The organism is Mesorhizobium sp. ISC15, from assembly GCF_037162615.1.
GTDB classification, from domain to species: Bacteria; Pseudomonadota; Alphaproteobacteria; order Rhizobiales; family Rhizobiaceae; genus Mesorhizobium; species Mesorhizobium mediterraneum.
Map to the genome: position 1 here is coordinate 1,300,834 of NZ_JAVSPX010000001.1, position 18,548 is coordinate 1,319,381.

The 18,548-nt window shown below is 56.0% G+C and carries 15 protein-coding genes and 1 pseudogene; 11 read left to right on the forward strand and 5 right to left on the reverse strand.

The window, feature by feature from the left end:
• The first annotated feature begins 114 nt into the window (after positions 1 to 114).
• Positions 115 to 2,286: a malate synthase G gene (locus RPG13_RS06500; protein WP_337124658.1), complete on the forward strand. Its 2,172-nt coding sequence runs from the start codon at positions 115 to 117 to the stop codon at positions 2,284 to 2,286.
• A 339-nt stretch (positions 2,287 to 2,625) separates the two neighbouring features.
• On the opposite strand, the pseudogene RPG13_RS06505 reads toward RPG13_RS06500, so the two are convergent.
• Positions 2,626 to 3,528, reverse strand: a pseudogene (locus tag RPG13_RS06505) (YifB family Mg chelatase-like AAA ATPase); the annotation flags it as partial.
• A 77-nt stretch (positions 3,529 to 3,605) separates the two neighbouring features.
• On the opposite strand from RPG13_RS06505, the gene RPG13_RS06510 reads away from it, so the two are divergent.
• From RPG13_RS06510 to RPG13_RS06520, 3 genes are all read left to right on the forward strand, one after another.
• The gene (locus RPG13_RS06510; RefSeq protein ID WP_337126989.1) at positions 3,606 to 5,387 is read left to right on the forward strand and encodes a recombinase family protein; all 1,782 of its coding nucleotides are present in this window, start codon (positions 3,606 to 3,608) and stop codon (positions 5,385 to 5,387) included.
• Positions 5,388 to 5,472: 85 nt separating this feature from the next.
• A complete protein-coding gene (locus tag RPG13_RS06515) occupies positions 5,473 to 6,678 on the forward strand; it encodes a hypothetical protein (RefSeq protein WP_337124659.1) in 1,206 nt (401 codons plus the stop codon).
• Between the two features lie 259 nt (positions 6,679 to 6,937).
• The gene (locus tag RPG13_RS06520) at positions 6,938 to 7,597 is read left to right on the forward strand and encodes a hypothetical protein (RefSeq protein ID WP_337124660.1); all 660 of its coding nucleotides are present in this window, start codon (positions 6,938 to 6,940) and stop codon (positions 7,595 to 7,597) included.
• Between the two features lie 273 nt (positions 7,598 to 7,870).
• Here RPG13_RS06520 and RPG13_RS06525 read toward each other — a convergent pair whose 3' ends face one another.
• Positions 7,871 to 9,214 (reverse strand): hypothetical protein, encoded by a 1,344-nt coding sequence (locus RPG13_RS06525; RefSeq protein WP_337124661.1) that lies wholly within the window; start codon positions 9,212 to 9,214, stop codon positions 7,871 to 7,873.
• 552 nt (positions 9,215 to 9,766) lie between these two features.
• On the opposite strand from RPG13_RS06525, the gene RPG13_RS06530 reads away from it, so the two are divergent.
• From RPG13_RS06530 to RPG13_RS06545, 4 genes are all read left to right on the forward strand, one after another.
• Entirely contained in the window at positions 9,767 to 10,726 is a 960-nt protein-coding gene (locus RPG13_RS06530; protein WP_337124662.1) for an SDH family Clp fold serine proteinase, read from the forward strand.
• A gap of 84 nt (positions 10,727 to 10,810) precedes the next feature.
• A complete protein-coding gene (locus RPG13_RS06535) occupies positions 10,811 to 13,192 on the forward strand; it encodes a DNA polymerase (RefSeq protein ID WP_337124663.1) in 2,382 nt (793 codons plus the stop codon).
• Positions 13,138 to 13,602 carry a hypothetical protein gene (locus RPG13_RS06540; RefSeq protein WP_337124664.1) on the forward strand — a complete coding sequence of 155 codons (465 nt, stop codon included), beginning with the start codon at positions 13,138 to 13,140 and terminating at the stop codon, positions 13,600 to 13,602. Before RPG13_RS06535 ends, RPG13_RS06540 begins: the two co-directional genes overlap by 55 nt.
• Before the next feature lie 386 nt (positions 13,603 to 13,988).
• The gene (locus RPG13_RS06545; RefSeq protein WP_337124665.1) at positions 13,989 to 14,360 is read left to right on the forward strand and encodes a hypothetical protein; all 372 of its coding nucleotides are present in this window, start codon (positions 13,989 to 13,991) and stop codon (positions 14,358 to 14,360) included.
• Between the two features lie 52 nt (positions 14,361 to 14,412).
• Here RPG13_RS06545 and RPG13_RS06550 read toward each other — a convergent pair whose 3' ends face one another.
• Positions 14,413 to 14,676, reverse strand: coding sequence for a helix-turn-helix domain-containing protein (locus RPG13_RS06550; protein ID WP_337124666.1), 264 nt, complete (start codon positions 14,674 to 14,676; stop codon positions 14,413 to 14,415).
• 79 nt (positions 14,677 to 14,755) lie between these two features.
• Here RPG13_RS06550 and RPG13_RS06555 point away from each other — a divergent pair, with 79 nt between their 5' ends.
• Both RPG13_RS06555 and RPG13_RS06560 read left to right on the forward strand, forming a co-directional pair.
• Positions 14,756 to 15,082 carry a hypothetical protein gene (locus tag RPG13_RS06555; RefSeq protein ID WP_337124667.1) on the forward strand — a complete coding sequence of 109 codons (327 nt, stop codon included), beginning with the start codon at positions 14,756 to 14,758 and terminating at the stop codon, positions 15,080 to 15,082.
• A 53-nt stretch (positions 15,083 to 15,135) separates the two neighbouring features.
• On the forward strand, positions 15,136 to 15,492 hold the full coding sequence (locus RPG13_RS06560) for a hypothetical protein (protein WP_337124668.1): 357 nt from the start codon (positions 15,136 to 15,138) through the stop codon (positions 15,490 to 15,492).
• Between the two features lie 231 nt (positions 15,493 to 15,723).
• Here RPG13_RS06560 and RPG13_RS06565 read toward each other — a convergent pair whose 3' ends face one another.
• Complete coding sequence (locus RPG13_RS06565; RefSeq protein WP_337124669.1) at positions 15,724 to 16,665, reverse strand: thermonuclease family protein; 942 nt, start codon at positions 16,663 to 16,665, stop codon at positions 15,724 to 15,726.
• A gap of 712 nt (positions 16,666 to 17,377) precedes the next feature.
• On the opposite strand from RPG13_RS06565, the gene RPG13_RS06570 reads away from it, so the two are divergent.
• The gene (locus RPG13_RS06570) at positions 17,378 to 17,674 is read left to right on the forward strand and encodes a PRC-barrel domain-containing protein (protein WP_337124670.1); all 297 of its coding nucleotides are present in this window, start codon (positions 17,378 to 17,380) and stop codon (positions 17,672 to 17,674) included.
• Positions 17,675 to 17,866: 192 nt separating this feature from the next.
• Here RPG13_RS06570 and RPG13_RS06575 read toward each other — a convergent pair whose 3' ends face one another.
• A complete protein-coding gene (locus RPG13_RS06575) occupies positions 17,867 to 18,289 on the reverse strand; it encodes a YidB family protein (RefSeq protein ID WP_337124671.1) in 423 nt (140 codons plus the stop codon).
• Positions 18,290 to 18,548: the final 259 nt, after the last annotated feature.

Below are 18,548 nucleotides of genomic sequence, written 5' to 3' on the forward strand. Positions count from 1 at the left end.
GATTGGCAGCTTCGCCGACTTCGAAAATCTTCCCCTTCACCCTAAGCTGAATTGACCGTGCTACCCTGACATGCCAAAGGCCCGGCCAAAGCCTTTCATCTTGGAGAAGCCCTGATGACCGATCGCGTCGAAATCGCCGGATTGCGGATTGCCCGCGAGCTTTATGATTTCGTCGTGAACGAGGCGCTGCGGGGCACCGGCATTGCCGCCAACGCCTTCTGGACCGGCTTCTCGGCCATCGTGCACGATCTTTCGCCGAAGAACCGGGCGCTGCTGGAAAAGCGCGATGCCCTGCAGGACCAGATCGACCGCTGGTATCGCGACAATGGCGCGCCCAGCGACATGGAAGCCTACAAGGCGTTCCTCAAGGAGATCGGCTATCTCGTGCCGGAGGGGCCGGCCTTCTCCGTCGCGACGGAAAATGTCGACCCGGAAATCTCGGGGGTTGCCGGGCCGCAGCTGGTGGTGCCGGTGATGAACGCGCGCTATGCGCTGAACGCCGCCAACGCGCGCTGGGGCTCGCTCTATGACGCGCTCTACGGCACCGACGCTATCCCCGAGACCGACGGCGCCGATAGGGGCGGGAAGTTCAATCCCGTGCGCGGCGCCAAGGTCATTGCCTGGGCGAAGGGTTTTCTCGACGAGTCGGTGCCGGCCACCTCGGGAAAATGGGCTGGGGTGAACGGGCTTTCGGTTGCCCACGGCATGTTGCGGCTGGGCGAGGGCGCCGGCGCCACCACGCTTGCCGACCCAAAACAGTTTGCCGGCTATCGCGGCGATGCCGACAATCCCGAAGCCGTCCTGCTCACCGGGAATGGCCTGCATATCGAGATCGTCATCGACCGCAGCAATCAGATCGGCAAGACCGATCCGGCCGGCATTGCCGACGTCGTGCTGGAATCGGCGCTGACCACCATCCAGGACTGCGAGGATTCGGTCGCGGCAGTCGATGCGCAGGACAAGGTCGTGGTCTACCGCAACTGGCTCGGCCTGATGAAGGGCGACCTTGCCGAGGAGATCACCAAGGGCGGCAAGACGTTTACGCGAAAACTCAATCCCGACCGCTCTTACACCGCGCCCGATGGCGGCGCGCTGACGCTGCCCGGCCGCTCGCTGATGCTGATCCGCAACGTCGGCCACCTCATGACCAATCCGGCGATCACAGACCGCGACGGCAACGAGGTGCCGGAAGGCATCATGGATGCGACGATGACGGCGCTGATCGCGCTGCATGATGTCGGGCCGAACGGACGCCGGCAAAACTCCCGCGCCGGCTCGATGTATGTCGTAAAGCCCAAGATGCACGGGCCGGAGGAAGTCGCCTTCGCCGTAGAGATCTTCGACCGCGTCGAGGCGCTGCTGGAGATGCCAGCGAATACCATCAAGATGGGCATCATGGACGAGGAGCGGCGCACCACCGTCAACCTCAAGGAGGCGATCCGCGCCGCCAAAGACCGCGTCGTCTTCATCAACACTGGCTTTCTCGACCGCACCGGCGACGAGATCCACACCTCGATGGAAGCCGGTCCGATGATCCGCAAGGGCGACATGAAGCAGGCTGCCTGGATTGCCGCCTACGAAGCCTGGAATGTCGATACCGGGCTGGAATGCGGGCTGGCCGGCCGCGCCCAGATCGGCAAGGGCATGTGGGCGATGCCCGATCTGATGGCGGCGATGCTGGCGGAGAAGATCGCTCACCCCAAGGCCGGCGCCAACACCGCCTGGGTGCCATCGCCGACGGCGGCGACGCTGCACGCCACTCACTATCACAAGGTCGATGTTCATGCCGTCCAAGTGGCGCTGAAGAGCCGGCCCAAGGCAAAGCTCGACGACATATTGTCGGTGCCGGTCGCGGTGCGGCCGAACTGGTCTCAGGCAGACATCCAGAAGGAGCTCGACAACAACGCCCAAGGCATTCTGGGCTATGTCGTGCGCTGGATCGACCAGGGCGTCGGCTGCTCGAAAGTGCCTGACATCAACGATGTCGGCTTGATGGAGGACCGCGCCACGCTGCGCATTTCCTCGCAGCATATCGCCAACTGGCTGCATCATGGCGTCTGCACCTCGGATCAGGTGATGGAGACGATGAAGCGCATGGCAGCGATCGTCGACAGCCAGAACGAAGGCGACCCGCTCTACCAGCCGATGGCGCCGGACTTCGACAAGTCCATCGCCTTCCTCGCCGCCTGCGACCTCGTCTTCAAGGGCCGGGTCCAGCCCAACGGCTACACCGAGCCGGTGCTGCACGCGCGGCGATTGGAGCTGAAGGCGAAAGAGCAGGCCTGAGCGAAGCGTCCCCTCCCCCTTGAGGGGAGGGTGGCCCAAAGGGCCGGGTGGGTCCTGCGTGAAGTGCGCCGACGGCTACGCCCTCTCCTTCAGCAGTCGGTGGGCAGCCTTACTTCCAAAGAAAATGCCCGTTCCAACGCACGCAGAACGAACCCACCAGGCGTCATAGCCGGTTAACCAAATGAGCAATAAGACGAGAAGGCTGACAGCACCGGCGACAAGTGCACCCACGGCGAGAGCCACCGCTGGGGATCGAGTTGGTCTGTCTAGTGGCATATTTCTTATCCAGGTCGCGTCGAGCATCCCATCTCCCGGGCCGGTTCTCGGCCTCTCCTTGTATCACGCCGCCTGCGCCATGCGCTCCGAGCTCATGCGGTAGGAAATCGCCTCGGCCAGATGGATGCGGCCGACCGTCTCGCTGGCCTCGAGATCGGCCAGCGTCCGCGCCACTTTCAAAACGCGGTGGTAGGCCCGCGCGGAAAAGCCGAGTTTCTCGCTGGCATCCCTGAGCAGCGCCAGGCCTGATGCATCCGGCATCGCGATCTCCTCGATGACGGAGGGCGAGCAATGCGCGTTGGTGGTGGCGGAGGTCGCGCCGAGCCGCTCGAAACGCTCTCGCTGGATGGTGCGGGCGCGCGCCACGCGCAGCGCCACCGCGGCACTTTTCTCCGCCCGGTCCGGCCGGATGAGATCGCTGGCCGAGACCGCCGGCACTTCGATCCGGAGATCGATGCGATCGAGCAGCGGGCCCGAAATGCGCGCCTGGTAATCGGTGCGGCAACGGTCGCCGCGTAGGCAGCGATAGCCCGGCTCGCCGGCCATGCCGCAGCGGCACGGGTTCATCGCCGCGACCAGTTGGATGCGCGCCGGATAGGTGACGCGATGATTGGCGCGGGCGATCATGCAGTCGCCGGTCTCCAGCGGCTGGCGCAGCGCATCGAGCGCCTGCGGCGAGAATTCGGGAAACTCGTCGAGGAACAGCACGCCGTGATGGGCAAGCGACGCCTCGCCCGGCCGCACGCGCAGGCCACCGCCGACCATCGCCGCCATCGAGGCAGAATGGTGCGGCGCGCGGAATGGCCGCCGGTCGGTCAGTTTTCCCTCACCGAGTTCGCCGGCCACCGACGCGATCATCGAGACTTCGAGCAATTCCCTCGGCGCCAGCGGCGGCAGGATCGACGGCAACCGCTGCGCCAGCATCGATTTTCCCGACCCCGGCGGTCCGATCATGAGGATAATGTGCTATATTAAAAGCAGTTTAGGCGGTTGGAGGTTGGCATGGATTGTAGGGTATTAAAGTCTAAAATCGGAGATCTCATCTGACAAAGCCACTCGCCTATTCCTACGTCCGCATGTCGACCGACATACAGCTGAAAGGCGACAGTTTGCGAAGGCAAACGGAGCGATCGAAGAAATATGCCGACGATCACGATCTCCAGATCGTCGAGGACTTTCGGCTAGAGGACATTGGCGTCTCGGCATTCAAGGGCGACAACGTTTCGTCAGGTGCGCTAGGCAAGTTCCTCGAGGCAGTGAAGGCTGGCAGGATTCCAAAAGGTTCCTACTTGCTGGTCGAGTCGTTTGACCGTCTGTCACGCCAAAAACTGAATGCCTCGGTGTCTCTATTCTTCGACATTACGTCGAACGGAATCAACCTCGTCACCCTCTCGGACAACCAGCTTTACAAGGCTGGTGAAGCTGAATTCGCTCAGCTGATCATGTCGATAGTTGTGATGGCTCGTGCAAACGAGGAATCTGAAATCAAAAGCCAGCGTTTGTCGGCTGCGTGGGGCGCCAAACGAAGGGCAATCGGTGACAAGAAACTGACCGGACTATGCCCAGCTTGGTTGGAGTTATCGGACGACCGAAAGAGTTTTCGTGTGATCGAGGATCGTGCGAGGATAGTCGCGCGCATGTTCGAAGACTGCGCAAGCGGCCAAGGGTCGTTTGTCATTACCAGACGGTTGAACGATTTGGGCATACCAGCCTTTGGTAGGTCGAACGGCTGGGTGCAGTCATATGTCACTAAGATCCTTCAGACGCGTGCCGTATTGGGTGAGTTTCAGCCTCACACCAAGCAAAATGGAAAACGGATACCGTTTGGCGACCCGATTCCTGGCTATTATCCGCAAATCATAGATGAGGAACTGTTTCTTCGAGCGCAATTCGCTAGGGGTAAACGCCGCATAGAAGGCGGGGGGCGGAAGGGAGAAGCGCTGCGCAACCTGTTCACCCATCTGGCCAAATGCGGGTACTGCGGTGCGCCCATGCATTTCCTCAACAAGGGGTTTGGGCCGGGGGGCGGAACATACCTGAAATGCAGTCAGGCATTACGTGGACTGGATTGCGTTTCAACCCCATGGCGCTACCAGGATTTTGAGAGGTCGTTCTTTCTGTACGTCAAGGAGATCGATCTAGGCGAAACACTTGCCGCATCGGCCACGAAATCTGATGCAATCGCCTTGGACAATCGCCTGACTTCGCTGAAGGAGAAACGTCATCAGTTAGAGGTTCAACGGGAACGAAGCTACGCTCTTATAAATCAGGCGATTTCGATCGATTTCGTGTCGGCAAAACTGAAAGAATGCGAAAACGATCTAGCCGGCGTTGACGTGCAGATCACCGACGTCGAGCTACGGCTGTCCGCAATCCGCGAACAGCAGTCGATTTCGCCTGACGAACTGCACCGCTTGATTGACCAGCTTCAAGAGACAGAAGGTCCCGACGCGTTCGCGCAAAGGACAATGCTTGCCGGCCGCTTGCGCGAAATCATCATCGACCTGCGACTAGATATTGAAGGCACCAAACCTCGGCTGGCGAAGGCGGAAGCGCTTTTCGATCAGGCAGGGACCGGTCCGTTAGAGCGCCAGCGAATTATGGAATTGATCGATCAGTCCAACGTTGAGGGTCAGCGCTACAATCGGAGTTTCACGGTCGTTCTAGCCGACGGAATTTCACGCAAAATTGTGCTGAACAATGACGACCCAACGGACTTCATCGCTGAGGTCACTGTGGATGCCGAGGGTAGCCCTAGCGGCACCGATCGTGGCTTGGACCTGCAAACGCTATTCGGACGTGCATTGGAAAAGTCGGTGCATTAGCGAACAGGCCTAACCAGGCCTGGACCGCGAAAAAAAAGCCAGATGGCGGTTGCTTACTCCTTAAGCGTCCACCCTAATATGGAGCATGCTGGGTTATCGAAAATCATCCTTTTACAGAGCGCATTCGCTGCTCACAAATCTAAGGGCTAATCTTGACGACCTCTCGACCCTCCGGGAATTGCAATTCCTGCTTCTCCGTGAAGTAATCCGGGCGGAAATACGCATCAGAGAACTGAAAGCCGATCTCAAGCAATCAATTGCCGGATCGGATAACATCAACAAGAGCGCAACCTACCTTGAAAAGCGGATAGATGGGTTCCGGCAATGCGCCTTCGTCTGGCGCTGTTTCGGTGATTCGATTGCGTTCCTCTATATGGACAAATTCGCTCTTAAACAGACGTTCCTCAACACCCACAACGTCAATCCGAAACAGGATGCGGGTTTCATCGCGGGCAAGGATGGCTTGGAAAGGGAGATCAGCCTGCTGGAGGCGGCGTTAGCCCACAGCGTTCCGGCACTTCTGGTCGATCTGACGAACACGATCCGACATGGCGATGTGTGCCTGATGGGAGCATCGGACCCGTATCTGATTGAAGTAAAAAGCTCTCTCAAACTCAACCAGCGTGGCAAAAAACAGCAGCGAAGCATCGAAAAGCTCCATGGCTTCTTTTCAACTGACAGAAGCTTGGGCCTTCGCGGTATCCCAGACCTGCGCCGCGAGGCTTATAGATCCCCTGAGCGGTCCTACACAGACCAACTCAATCACTGCATCGTCGAGGCGATCTCCTGTGGGCACGCGGTGCGGCAACCTGAGCCAGGCCTTTTTTACATCGTGATGGCCAGATCGGCGATAAACGAGGTTATGAATTCTCTTGGCCTGAAACGCCCTTGGTTGTTCCTTCTGAATGAGCGGAAAACGCTTCGCGATTGGGCTCCTTACTATCCCTTCGTCCTTTCGATCGAGAACAAGGATCACCTTTGGGCCTTCATCAAGGGCGATATCTACATTCTGGTGATTATGGAGATCGACGCCTTGCTCGCAATTTTTGCGGCAAGGGGCGCGATTGCGACGTTCAACACAGAGGATCCGAACTACCCGGTCCGCGTCGACGTGTCAGGGGACGGCGGCCTTGCCGGTATATCTGACTCTTTGCTGGCACGGATCGGCATGGAATTCGTGTCGCCTGAATGGCTCATTGATATATCGTTCGAGACATTCGAGCTCGGAGCGAAGAGCGTCCAGGCTGACTCTGGGGTCGCAGGCGAGTCAATTCCGACCGCACCGGAATAACCCGACAATTGCCGGTAACTTTTCGCGCTGACTAATCGAATTGCGAGAGGGCTGGCGAGATCCGATTTCGATTAGCCATAAATAGATGGCAACATATAGAACCGCCATTCACTCAGAACCTGATCGTTCCCCTTTTATCAGTTCAAATCGGTGTTTGAGCCGTGCCGACGGCAATCCTCGCACGCCTTCAAACATCCAAACGACATTTCAGCCCATCAGGTCGATGGGTCTATATCCCTGTGAAAGAAGACCAACCCACATGCTCCAAAGCCACTCACACGCCTCTCAACCTTCCATCTCGTCTCAATATTCATCCTGGTTCGATGACAGGATCGAGGAGTTCATCGAAGCTCACAAAGGTAGGTTCGAGCCAACCTCATTCTTCAAACGACGGAACGGGTTTTTCATAACGATCTCGTTCAATCACAGCCGTCGCAAACAGCGGCTAGAAGGTTCCGCCCTGATCGACGGCTCAGGTGCCAAAACAATGATGGATACGTTCACCGAACTGTACAATTTCCTATGCCGTGAACTGGTCGGACGGAACTACCATCGCCCTTCGTTCCACGACCTAAAACCTCTGGCGATCGGTTGTCTGGACATGAATGGGTCGAGATACTGGAGATCGATCGGAGAGCTGGAAAATGCTCACATCCATTCAATCTGGATTTTCACCAATCAAACACGAGATGGATTTCAAAAGATATTAGCCGACGAAAAACGACTGCTATCCATCAAAGAACGGTTTTCGATTCGAGAGCTAGATATCCAGCAGCTGGATCATGACCATCGAAATTCGACGGGTGAGGGTCGTGCATCGTCGTACATGGCCAAATTCATGGTGCACAACAATCACGAGCTAAAAGTCGCTGACGACTTCAGGGTACTGCCATTCCAGGTCGAGAAATCAGTGAACTGAGACAGGGTGCAGGCAGGGTGCAGGCGACCTGAAGGGCGGGTTTTGGCATGTTGGATCGAGTCTGATCGCGAAATGCGAAATTCCATTGAACGATTTAGTCACCCTAGGCTGTTTCAGCTAAGAATCTCCTGTGAACCCGGTGTATATGCCCTTTAGGCCACTCCGCATCCCGATCGGCGCTTCCCAGATCGGCGCAAATCGAGCAGGTGGATAGGTGCTGGTCGCTCGCATAGGTCAGGGATTTCGACGCTATGCTAGTTCGAAGGTTTCAGCCTAGTTCGAAGTGCCGAGAACGCAGAAATCGTTCTGGGTTGCGCTGTTCAGATAGCAGTCGCCCCGGTCGGCGATCGTCCTTTTTGAAGTCGGGACGCCGTTGATCTCGAACGACTCGCCGAATTGAACAAGAACGGTCTTACCACCAGACGGCCACACGAAATGGGTAACGGTTGAGGCATGGCCCTCTACCCCCGCGTCGCCGACGTGGACAATAAGGCAGAGCTCATTGTCGATGATCTGGCCGCCTTTGAGAACGAGGCAGCGAGTAGCCCCTGATTGAGCAGATGGCGGTGCCTTACCAGAGTGCAGGTCCTCCAGCCTCGTTGCCGGATTCAAAACCGAGATCGTCTTGAGGCGTACACTGCGGTCCCCGAAATTGGACTGGTCGCAGTCGCCTGTTCCAAGTCGCGCATCGGAATATTCGTCGATACCGCATCCTTGGAGTGCGCTCTCCGTCTTCCAGATAACGCAGCCCTCCATGGCGTAACCAGCAGCCAAGCCTTCAACAATGAATGCCGTCTGTCCGGCTTCCTTGATGAAGCGTGAGCGCCTGTTGCCATTCGATCTTTCGCTAAACTTGGGATAGGTGATGTCTTCTTCTGTCAGTCCGTTTTGCCATTGCAGCGAATTCTCGCAGGCATAGAACGCCTGCTCTTCGGAGAGCAGGGACGATTCTACCGCTCCGATCACCTCGATGTCCCAGCGGCCAACCTTGTCAACAGTATCGATCATGAGCATGTCGTTGCCGATGTGCTGGAGCATTCCCTGAATGAGATCAGGCTTCATCATCGGCTGGCTGCTCCATGGCGATTTTGAATTCGCGATGGCGATGAGATCGAGAGCTGATGAGAGTGCCGCGTCGTATACGAACCGCATCGCACTAATATCGATCGAGCTGCCGGACGGAATGTCGATGAAGGGGCGATGGAAACCCAGTTTGCCTCCAACGTGCAGTTTGCGATTGACGAAGGAGACTTCGGCCCCGGTGGCCGTTCCCATCATGAACATGATCGCGCACGCCGAATAGCATTCTTGGCCATCGTCGATGACCGTTCCGATCCCGTCGTGGTAGAAGTATTTGGCGAATTCGACGCCTTCGGAAAGGCTCCCTCCTGGGCTGTCGAGACAAACCCTGTTCCCGCTCGTGGATTCGCCATCGCTGCCCGGCAACAGAATTTTCCCGAGGGTTACGAACTTCTCGAAATCGCCTTGCACGATCTCGCCGCGGATGCCCATCACACAGTTCGTCGAATCCGATTTTCCGATGGTCGCGGCTCTCAGACTGTCGACAGCAAACAGGGTAGCCATGACGGCCAAAAGTATCGAAAAAGAGCCCCGCATGATTTGCCCCTCCATCCCGGGACTTTTAGTGCGCAGGCCCGGGTACCATGTCAACATTGCAGACCGGACTACGTCTTGCAGGCAATCATCTACAGTAATCAGAGCGATGGCATCCAGGATTGGCTCACAAAGACGTCTTCAACGTCTGCAACGCGGTCGGTTCTGCTGACTTCAGGGTGCTGCCCGTTTCACGTCGAGAAAACGCTGAACTGAGGCATGGTCTACGCAGGGTGCCGGCGTGTTGAAGGATGGAAAGCTGAGTTTAGCATTGAGTTTGACCGGAGGATCGGGATTTCCTGTGACCCTGGTGTCACCCTGTCGATTTCAGACGTCCCAAAAATTCCCCCGTCAACCCGGCGTGTGTGTCTCAGTGTGGTTCGCTTGCACCCAGCCATCAGGCAGGGCGCAGGCTATTCGTCAGCAGATCCATGCCAAACCGGGTTATGAAGTTTATTTTTCAAGGGTACTTGCGCTGCCATTTTGTCGCACCCATTTAGGCCCAACGCTGGCAGGGAAACCTCTGCCGGCGCCCAACGGAGGGTCCATTTGCGCATGGCAGTATCTAAAAAGGGAAAGTCACAACTCGAGAAAATTTCACAGCAGGCAGTCAAGGAGAGCGGGAGAGACATTTATCTATATGCCGGGGAGATATCAGAGGCCGGCTACATCCGATTGGCGCAGGAGATCGTCGGAAACGTACATTCCAGAGAAGTGACACTCATCCTTGTCACAGCAGGCGGCTCAGGTTCTGCAGCGTTCAAAATAGCTCGCCTCCTCCAAAACCACTACAAAGACTTTCAGATTTTTGTCCCGGCGTACTGCAAAAGCGCAGGCACGGTCGTCGCACTGGGTGCGCATATGATTCTGATGACCTCGATGTCGGAGCTCGGTCCGATCGACTCTCAAGTGCTTGAGCAGGATGCAATTGGGATGGTCGGGTCAAGCCTTTGTACCCGTGCATCGCTCGACTCATTGTTTGAAGCTTCGTTCGATTTCTTCGAAGATTCGACCATTCGGCTGGTTCAAAAGAGCCAGGGCAGTATCAGCTTCAAACTTGCTGCAGAGATCAGTGCGATGATGGCTACCAGCATGGTCTCTTCGCTCGTTGCCAAGATCGATCCGGTACTGCTGGGCAAACATCGTCGCGAGGACGAGGAAGGAATCAAGTATGGCCTGCTGCTTGCAGAAGTCTCCGAAAACGCGAAAGATGGTACGGTTCAGAAACTGACAACCGACTATCCAAAGCATGACTTCGTGATCGACCGCATGCAGGCCGAGCAGCTTTTCCATAATGTGGAAGAGCCGAGCCAAACGCTTAAGGCGCTGGCAGCTTTGCCGGACATGCAGGTGTTATACGGGACGGATGGGCCGCCAGTGGTTCGATCGTTTCACAAGACGACAATACGTCCCTCCAACAACGCAGATCCCCATTCACGTGCCGTCGACCGCCGCAAAGCAAACGACGATCAGCCGTCGGCCGGGCCAGTCGTCGAGGATCTGAAGGCCGCATAACCCCTAAGTTCGAAACCGACCGAGCCTCGCCCTTTGGGCGAGGCCTTCGGCATGTGCTTTTCGATCAACATTAGGGGACACGATATGGAAATGTTCGATGAAGGTGTTGCCCATGCGGAGGCAAACCAGCAAGAGCTAAGACGCATAGAGCGAGACGAAGCCAGGTCGCCGGTAACCCGCCGCAGTGGGTCCGGCACAGCTAACGAGCAAACATATTTCACCACGATCGATCCAAACGATCTGCCCGTTACAGTTTTTATCCCACCTGAAAACATCCTCCCTCGACCCAAGCGCAAGGGTGGCCAGAAGAAAGCGCCACCAACCTCTCATCTGATAATTGGGTTCGACAGCGAGTATCAGTCGCGCGATCCAATTGGGCCAACCAAAGACGAGGCCCAGGATGCCAAGAACGAAATTCTCTCCTATCAGTTCTGCACGAAGCTGATCTCCAAGGATCCGTTGCAGCCGGCACCTCAATGCAGCGGGATCATCATCCCGGGAAGAAACGACCAGAGATGGCTCCTGCTGGATTTTGTCGCCGCAGCAATTGGCTCGCTGATCAAGGAATGCCCTGACGTAAAGGTCCCCACCGACATCTATCTGGTCGGGCACTTCACCCGTGCCGATCTGCCAATGTTCCATGAGTTCCGCGGTGAAGCCAAACGGTCATTGAGCAATGTCCGCAACACGTTCGTATCGATCGAGAATTTCATCCCAATGACGATCGAGGATCACGACGGAAACGAGATCGAAAGCTTCCGGATCAGGCTCAGAGATACGATCCTACTGGCGCCAGCGAATGCCAAAAAACTGGCGGACATCGGCGATATGCTTGGGATGGAAAAGATCGAACTGCACAAGGATCGGGCTTCAGAACGGCAAATCAAAGAGAATATGAAGCAGTTTCGGGAAGAAAACTGGCCAGTTTTCCGAGATTACGCGATTCGAGACGCGGAGATCTGCACCGAATACGCAGAGCGGGTGATCAGGCAATACGATACGCTGTTCAATCAATTCAAAATGTCGCTGACCCTCACGTCATTCGGTTTAAAACTGGTGATTTCCGACTGGGAAAATCAGGGATGGGAACCAAATGAAGTCCTGGGTAAGGAGGAAAAGACACAGCCCCGTTTCGACAAAAAAAGAGGGTATTCCGTCATAGAGACGGTCAATCCCTACTTGGAAGACGTGCATTTCGAGTTGGATTTCGTCACCGAAACCTATCATGGCGGCCGGAACGAACAGTTCCTCTTTGGCATATGCGACGAGCATATATGGCGGGATCACGACCTTAGCTCCGCATACACCACGGCAATGTCACTGATAGGGAAGCCTGTTTGGCAGCAGATTCATAGGGTCGAGAACATTGACGAGATCGATGCGCTGGATCTGGCATTCGTGTCAGTTGATTTCGAGTTTCCCGAAACGGTCCGCTTTCCCACGCTTCCTGTAAGGTCACCAAATGGGATCATTTTTCCCCGAAAAGGGCGATCCTATTGTGCTGCGCCAGAACTGATCCTTGCCAAACAGCTAGGAGCGCAGTTGATCCTGAGGAGATCGATCAAGGTTCCGGTCGAACCCGATACCGGAATATTCAGCAGGTTCATTGCCGACTGCATTGTCAAACGGTCAGCGTACAAAAAGAAAACGTTCGAGGAGCTTTTCTGGAAGGAAGTCGGTAATAGCACATACGGCAAAACCGCCCAGGGTCTTCGCAAGAAGCGGGTGTACGACCTGCGTGATGATGACATGGTTGAGCTACCCGAAAGCACGTTGACCCAACCATTCTTTGCATCGTTCATCACATCGTACACACGTGCCGTGCTCGGTGAGATTCTCAACCGGTTTCCCATCAGTGTGCAGGTGTTCAGCGTAACCACCGACGGGTTCCTGTCACATGCCAGCGATGGGGAAATTGCAGACGCGACAAGCGGCCTCCTGTTTCAGTCCTTCCGCACCGCAAGAAGCCGCTTGGTCCAGGACGATCAGCCGTTGGAGGTTAAGCACACGATCCGACAACCACTGGGATGGCGCACCAGGGGTTCAGCAACGCTAAAGCTTGGCGATGGGGAAAAGGGCAATATCGTCATTCAGAAGGGCGGTATCAAAGCCCAGCGGGACCTAACAGACGAGGAAGAAAATACCCGTATCGTCGAACTTTTCTTCAACCGAGCTCCCGGCGAGACCCAGCAATACACATCCGGAATCGGTCTGAAGGACACGATTCGCTACGGATCGGACTTCGTCTATCGCTCGATCACCAAACGGCTGTCGATGGAGTTCGACTGGAAACGACGTCCGGTTGACCCTCAGGATCGCACAGTCGAATTCAACGGCAAAAATTACACACACCTATCATTCCAATCCGAACCGTTGGACAGCCTCGAGGAATTTCTTGGGATAAGGGATGCGTGGCAGAAATGGATCGCCAGCCTTTCAGGCTGCTTAAATCCGGCACGGATTTAAGCAGTTTTCTCGATTATTTAGAGACGAATAGGAAATCCAACCCATCAACACAAACCTATATGAGAAAGTCTGAAAACGCCGATCTTCTACGATTGCGAAGGGATATCACAAGGGCATTCTGTCATCAGCAGGCAGGGTTCGACGCTATCCTTCTGCGGACTGGAAAAATCCGGCACAAGACTCTGGTTGAGATCCTTGAAGGAGTCGAAATTCCGTGCTCGGTCGATGATGTCGAAAATGCAAAGAGGAGTGACTTCATTCCGTACAAAACACCGCCGACAGACCGGGTCGTATTGGCTCTCAACCAACTCAAGCAGGAGCATTTTCCAGAACTGGACATCGACCTGTTCCTCGATCAGCAAAAGTTGGAAACGAATTACTTCGCCATCATCCAGCCAGCCAGTTCTTAGGACCGTCGAATTTCAGGCTACGCAATTCCTTCCCATCTTTCACTGATAACACCGTCCACCCTGACAAACGGTCCGTCAACAGCAAGTTTCCCTTTGAAAGTAAAGTTTCTCTTGGATGTCGGAATTCCTATTGAATTCGAATTTACGTTGAATATTATAACGACATCCCTTCGGGATGAAGTTTGGTTTTCCGTAATTGTTACTCCTCCCACACCCATATATAACTTTTACGGATTTCTTTATTTTTCATAAATGACCATCTTACTATCATTGCGTGTAACTTCCCTCCATTCCAGATAGTGAAGTGACTGGTTCGTTCAGCCATTGTTGACCTTCTCGGTCGTTCTGCCGGATGCCGTTGTCGATCAACAAGGAAGGAGATCACAATGGCATTCGAAGGATTGAAGCTGGTCGCAACCCCGAAGCAGGACGCATCGGACCCCGCATCCAAGCGTCGGCAAAGACTGGTCATGCAGATCGACCATCAGCTGTATATGGCCGAACCTGAGAACCAAGGTCGCAAGTTCCGTGGTCGCTGGTGGACGATCGACATGGGCGGTAAGCCCACGCTGGCAATTAAGTACGGCAAGATTCCCCTGGAGCTTGCAAAGGGCAAGCATGCGATTGCGTGCTCCGATATGGCGGGCGTGGTTGATGCGCTTCAGAAGGCCCGAGAAGCCGCTGTCGACGGGACATTCGACAGCCAACTCGCGTCTGTGTCCGAGCAGGTTCGAGCAAGGTTCAAGAAGGGCCGCTGAGGAGATTATGAAAGAAGACCTATCCCGTTCGAAAAAGCGGGATAGCTTCATGCTAGGCGCTCTTCTTTCTCCCAGCCTTCAAAGTCGCAGGAACCCCTTCACTAGGCTCAGGCTCCCGAAACAGCTGGGCGATGTGAACATCGAGGGCCTTCGCGATCTTTTCTAAAGTTATAATAGTCGGGTTCCGCACCCCACGCTCCAGATGGCCCACGTATGCCCGCTCAACCCCGGAACTATAGGCGAGATCGTCCTGAGAGATGCCTCGCTTGACCCTCAGCTGCCTTAGATTCCAAGCGACCAATGACTGGACTTCCATCCCCAGGAAGCAATCATTTGCACTTGTCTGAAACCACGTATTATAGGACGATGATTTCGGAGTAAGTTGGGGGGACCACGTGGAAGAAACAGCCGCACCAATCAGCACGATCGACTGTCCGTATTGCTCGGAGCCGATCAATCCGAAGTCCAAGAAGTGCAAGCACTGTGGGGAGATCCTCGACCCGCAAATGCGCGAAATCGAGCTTCTAAAGAGCCAACGGAACGCCCCTCAGGTGTTTATGAATGCCGGCGGAGGAGCAGCAGCAGCGGCATCTGGATTTGGTGGGCCGGTCAAGCGGTTCCCCCACTGGCTTCACATTCTGCTGGTGATCGTGACCGGTGGGCTTTGGCTACCGGTCTACATCCTGATGTATCTATTCCGGAACAAGCGGTACTACTATTGATGGCGCTTGATAGATCGCATCATCGAACGACCGCCAGAGCAGGCAAGCTCGAGTTGGCATTGCTGATCTCGATCGCGACGATGGCACGCAGCTCCTTGGCAGAGGACGGCGTCCGCATTCCCCTGGAGAAATATGATCGTGCTGCGGAGGTCGCTATCCGACGTGGATATTCGGGTGAAACAGCCGCGTGCGTCTCCAACCTGGTTCGTTCAATCCGCGCATATGCGGGCAAGCACTCGGGTTGGTTCATCACGTTCGATCGCGACGAGGCGGTCTATTTCGATTCTCCCAAGGTCAAGCACCTCAAGCATCGATGTGTCGAAGGTCGCCAGATCACGACGGAGAACGGTAGGGATGAGGTCGTCCAAGCATACGATGGTGGCGGCAGGCCAACGATGCCTGAGCAATGAGCTGAGGGAGACCTCTCGAAGACCAATCGATCTTCTCCATGAGTTATAGTCGCGCGAAGGCATTTGGCAGCTTTTGACCACGTTTGTGCCATTCAGGAGCGTGTAGTTGGCCGTTCGCAATATGTTCGTAAGGGGCCGCCGAGCAATTCTGGCTAGCCAACCTCGGTTAGACGCCTGCGAAGGAATGAGAAAAAATCTGCGTGAAAAAGCGGAGCGGTCCTCCGTATACAGCTATCGCTTTGATTGTCGCCAACCGGCGGCAACGGCTTCTGCCTCGGAGCAGAACCATCGTTCGCCCTTGGCTTCAGTGATTTTGGTGACGCTGTAATACTTTTGGCCAGGCACGTGATAGATGTGCTCGCCATCCGCTGAAATGTTGCCTTTGATGTTGCAATCTGAGTTGCCGTTGCCGGTCGCAAGAAGAGGTGCCGGCGTCGCTTGCGAGTCGTAGCTATGCTGCGCTCGCCAGTCCCACGGAAATTGAAACGTACCTACCCAAAGACCGGCCTTCGACGCTTTCGCCTTAGCTTGCTGCCCTGCATAGGCACCTTTGCTGTATTTCGGCCAATCGAGCGCTTGGCCATGCTTGACCATCCAGGCGGCGACACTGGAGCCGTCCGCGCGCCGGCAGTCGCCAACATAGCGGTCATAGCTATCCCACGTGACGAAAGTGCATTGGACCGGCTTTGACGCCGACAGGAAGCCGTCCAGTGCTTCGGCGGAAAGGTGCCCGCACGGATATTCGAAACCTTTGGCGTCGTTGCAGTATTGCTGGCTCTCGGGCGCGTCGATGCCATTGAAGCGGATGCGCTGCCCATGGATTTCAATTGTGTCGCCGTCGATGACCGAAGCCACCCCAGAGATCGGGGCCGGGGCCGGCTTGGTCAAATTCTGTAGATTGATCTCAGGCAGCGATCCTGTGTGTTGCAGGGCGAATTGCGTTGCCAAAGCTGAAGCTGCGGCCACGGTCACGAAAACCAGCCGCATAGGCACGCCCGACAACCAGCGCCGATGATGCCGCTTTGGCCCGCTGCGCTTCCGCCACTGGTCGGACCGATTATCGTAGCGAGACCTGTGGCCCATCATCACATCGCGCCGCCTGAGCGGCTTCCGGCCGAACGCAGCGTCACCGAAATAAGAACCGCTGATAGGGCGGCGAAATACAAACGCCAATGCATGAAGGTATCCCCCGACACCAGATGGGATCATGGACCTTCTGCACTTTGTTGTCGAATCTGTCGACGAGCGAGCTTGCGCGCAGTCTTCCACTACGCGATGTTGCCGCCGGGCTGTAAAAAGGGGTGGGGACTGTGAAGCGATTTGCTTTGACGATTTCAACGCTAGCTGGATTGGTGGCGTGCGCCACGCCGCCTGACAAGATCGCAGGAGTTCCGAATGCCGGCCCCTGCACACAGGCTGACAAAGAGCGTTTGGCTATCGTATCAAATCAGCAAAATAAAGCTGCGACCGGGGACGCTTTGGGCGTTTTTCTCATAGGCGTGCCGGTTTCCTCGATGTCGGGCGGGGACCACGAAACCGAGATTGCAATTCTCAAAGGGCGATGCGGCGCGCCAAAAACCTAAATATCAGTTACTTCGGCTCTAGGCATGCCCGTTGGCGTTCATCGGGTTAGCCGGAAGGCTGCAGCCGCCGCACAGAAGCCACCGATACGAGTAGGACTGGCGATCGACGCGATCGCAACCTCGTCGGCTGTAGTACGCTAAGCGCGAGACTGCGGCTGGTGCTGCCATTGAAGGTCGCAGCTATAGTCTCACGCAGCTTCACCAGCGTAGGCATCTGTTGCTCTCCATAGAGCCGCAAATATCGTTCGGAACGGTTGGCCGGTCGGGGGGTTATCTCAGACCAAATGAGAGGACACCCCACTATGGACCACACCAATCATGTACGGCTTACGAATGCGGAACTGCGCGCTGATTTGATTGAAGGAGCGACCATCTACGGTCGCGATGATGAAGAAATCAGTTCGGTAGACCACATCCATGGAACCGGGGACGACGCCCAGGTCGTTTTCGATGTTGGCGGCTTCCTCGGAATCGGCTCAAAGCGCGTGGCGCTTTATGCCAGTCAGCTCGATTTTATGCGGGACGAAGACGGCAATGTGCATGCCATCACGCAAATGACCACCGACCAGCTGAAGGACTTGCCCGAGCACATTGACTGACGTGAACGACAAAGGTGTCTCGCCCGCCGTGCCAAAAGGTGCGGTGAGATTTTTTTCGGTATGGAACAACTTGGCTTGAGCGAAAGTTCGGCTGCTGCAGCATGTTCTCGCAGCCAATGCTGTGCGATCGGATTTCCCGATCAGCCCGCGTCCTTGACCCCGTGGGGCGCGGGCTTCATTTTCAGCTTGGCGCTAAATGCGGCTACCTCCTGGTACCTCGTCGAGGAGATTTGGACCGTTGCTCACAGGCATTTGGCCGTCGGGAGTAAGCTTGTCCACTGCGTCGGGCAGTTCTCTTGTGAGCCGTTCGAGAAGTTCGTCGCGGGACAATCCGGTTTGCTCAGCGAGATCGCTCAACGTTTGCGGGTCGATCGCTTTCTCGACCTGGTCGCGCTGAACGGGGCGATTTGATCCTGTACTGACCCAAGAATCAACTTGATCACCCGCCCCCGCATTCCGGAGGCGGTCCAGGATATCGCCGAGCCCGCCGGGGGAGCCAGCGCTTTTGGGATCTGACGAGTTCCTACCGGCGATTAACTCGCCGATCTTGTCCCTGTTCTTGTAGGCAAGCAGGCCAAGCAAGGCTATGGCGACTTTTCCTATGTCAAGGCTCATTTCGCATCTCCTTCCATGAAGAACGGACAAGGCATGCGGCTTTGAAAGGTTCCACGGAATTGCTGCCGGGCTGGTTTTCCGTTCGGTTAGGGCGATTGGGGCCCCCGGTCCTAGCAGGCGCGCGTCGCGCAGGGATGACGCGCGATCGTCCCATTTTGGGCGCCCCAACAAAAAGGAACGTGGCGGGCTTGTAATCGTTGACAGCTTTTAATCGAGCGACCGTCCCATGCCGTCCACCTCGATACGCAACACGGAATAC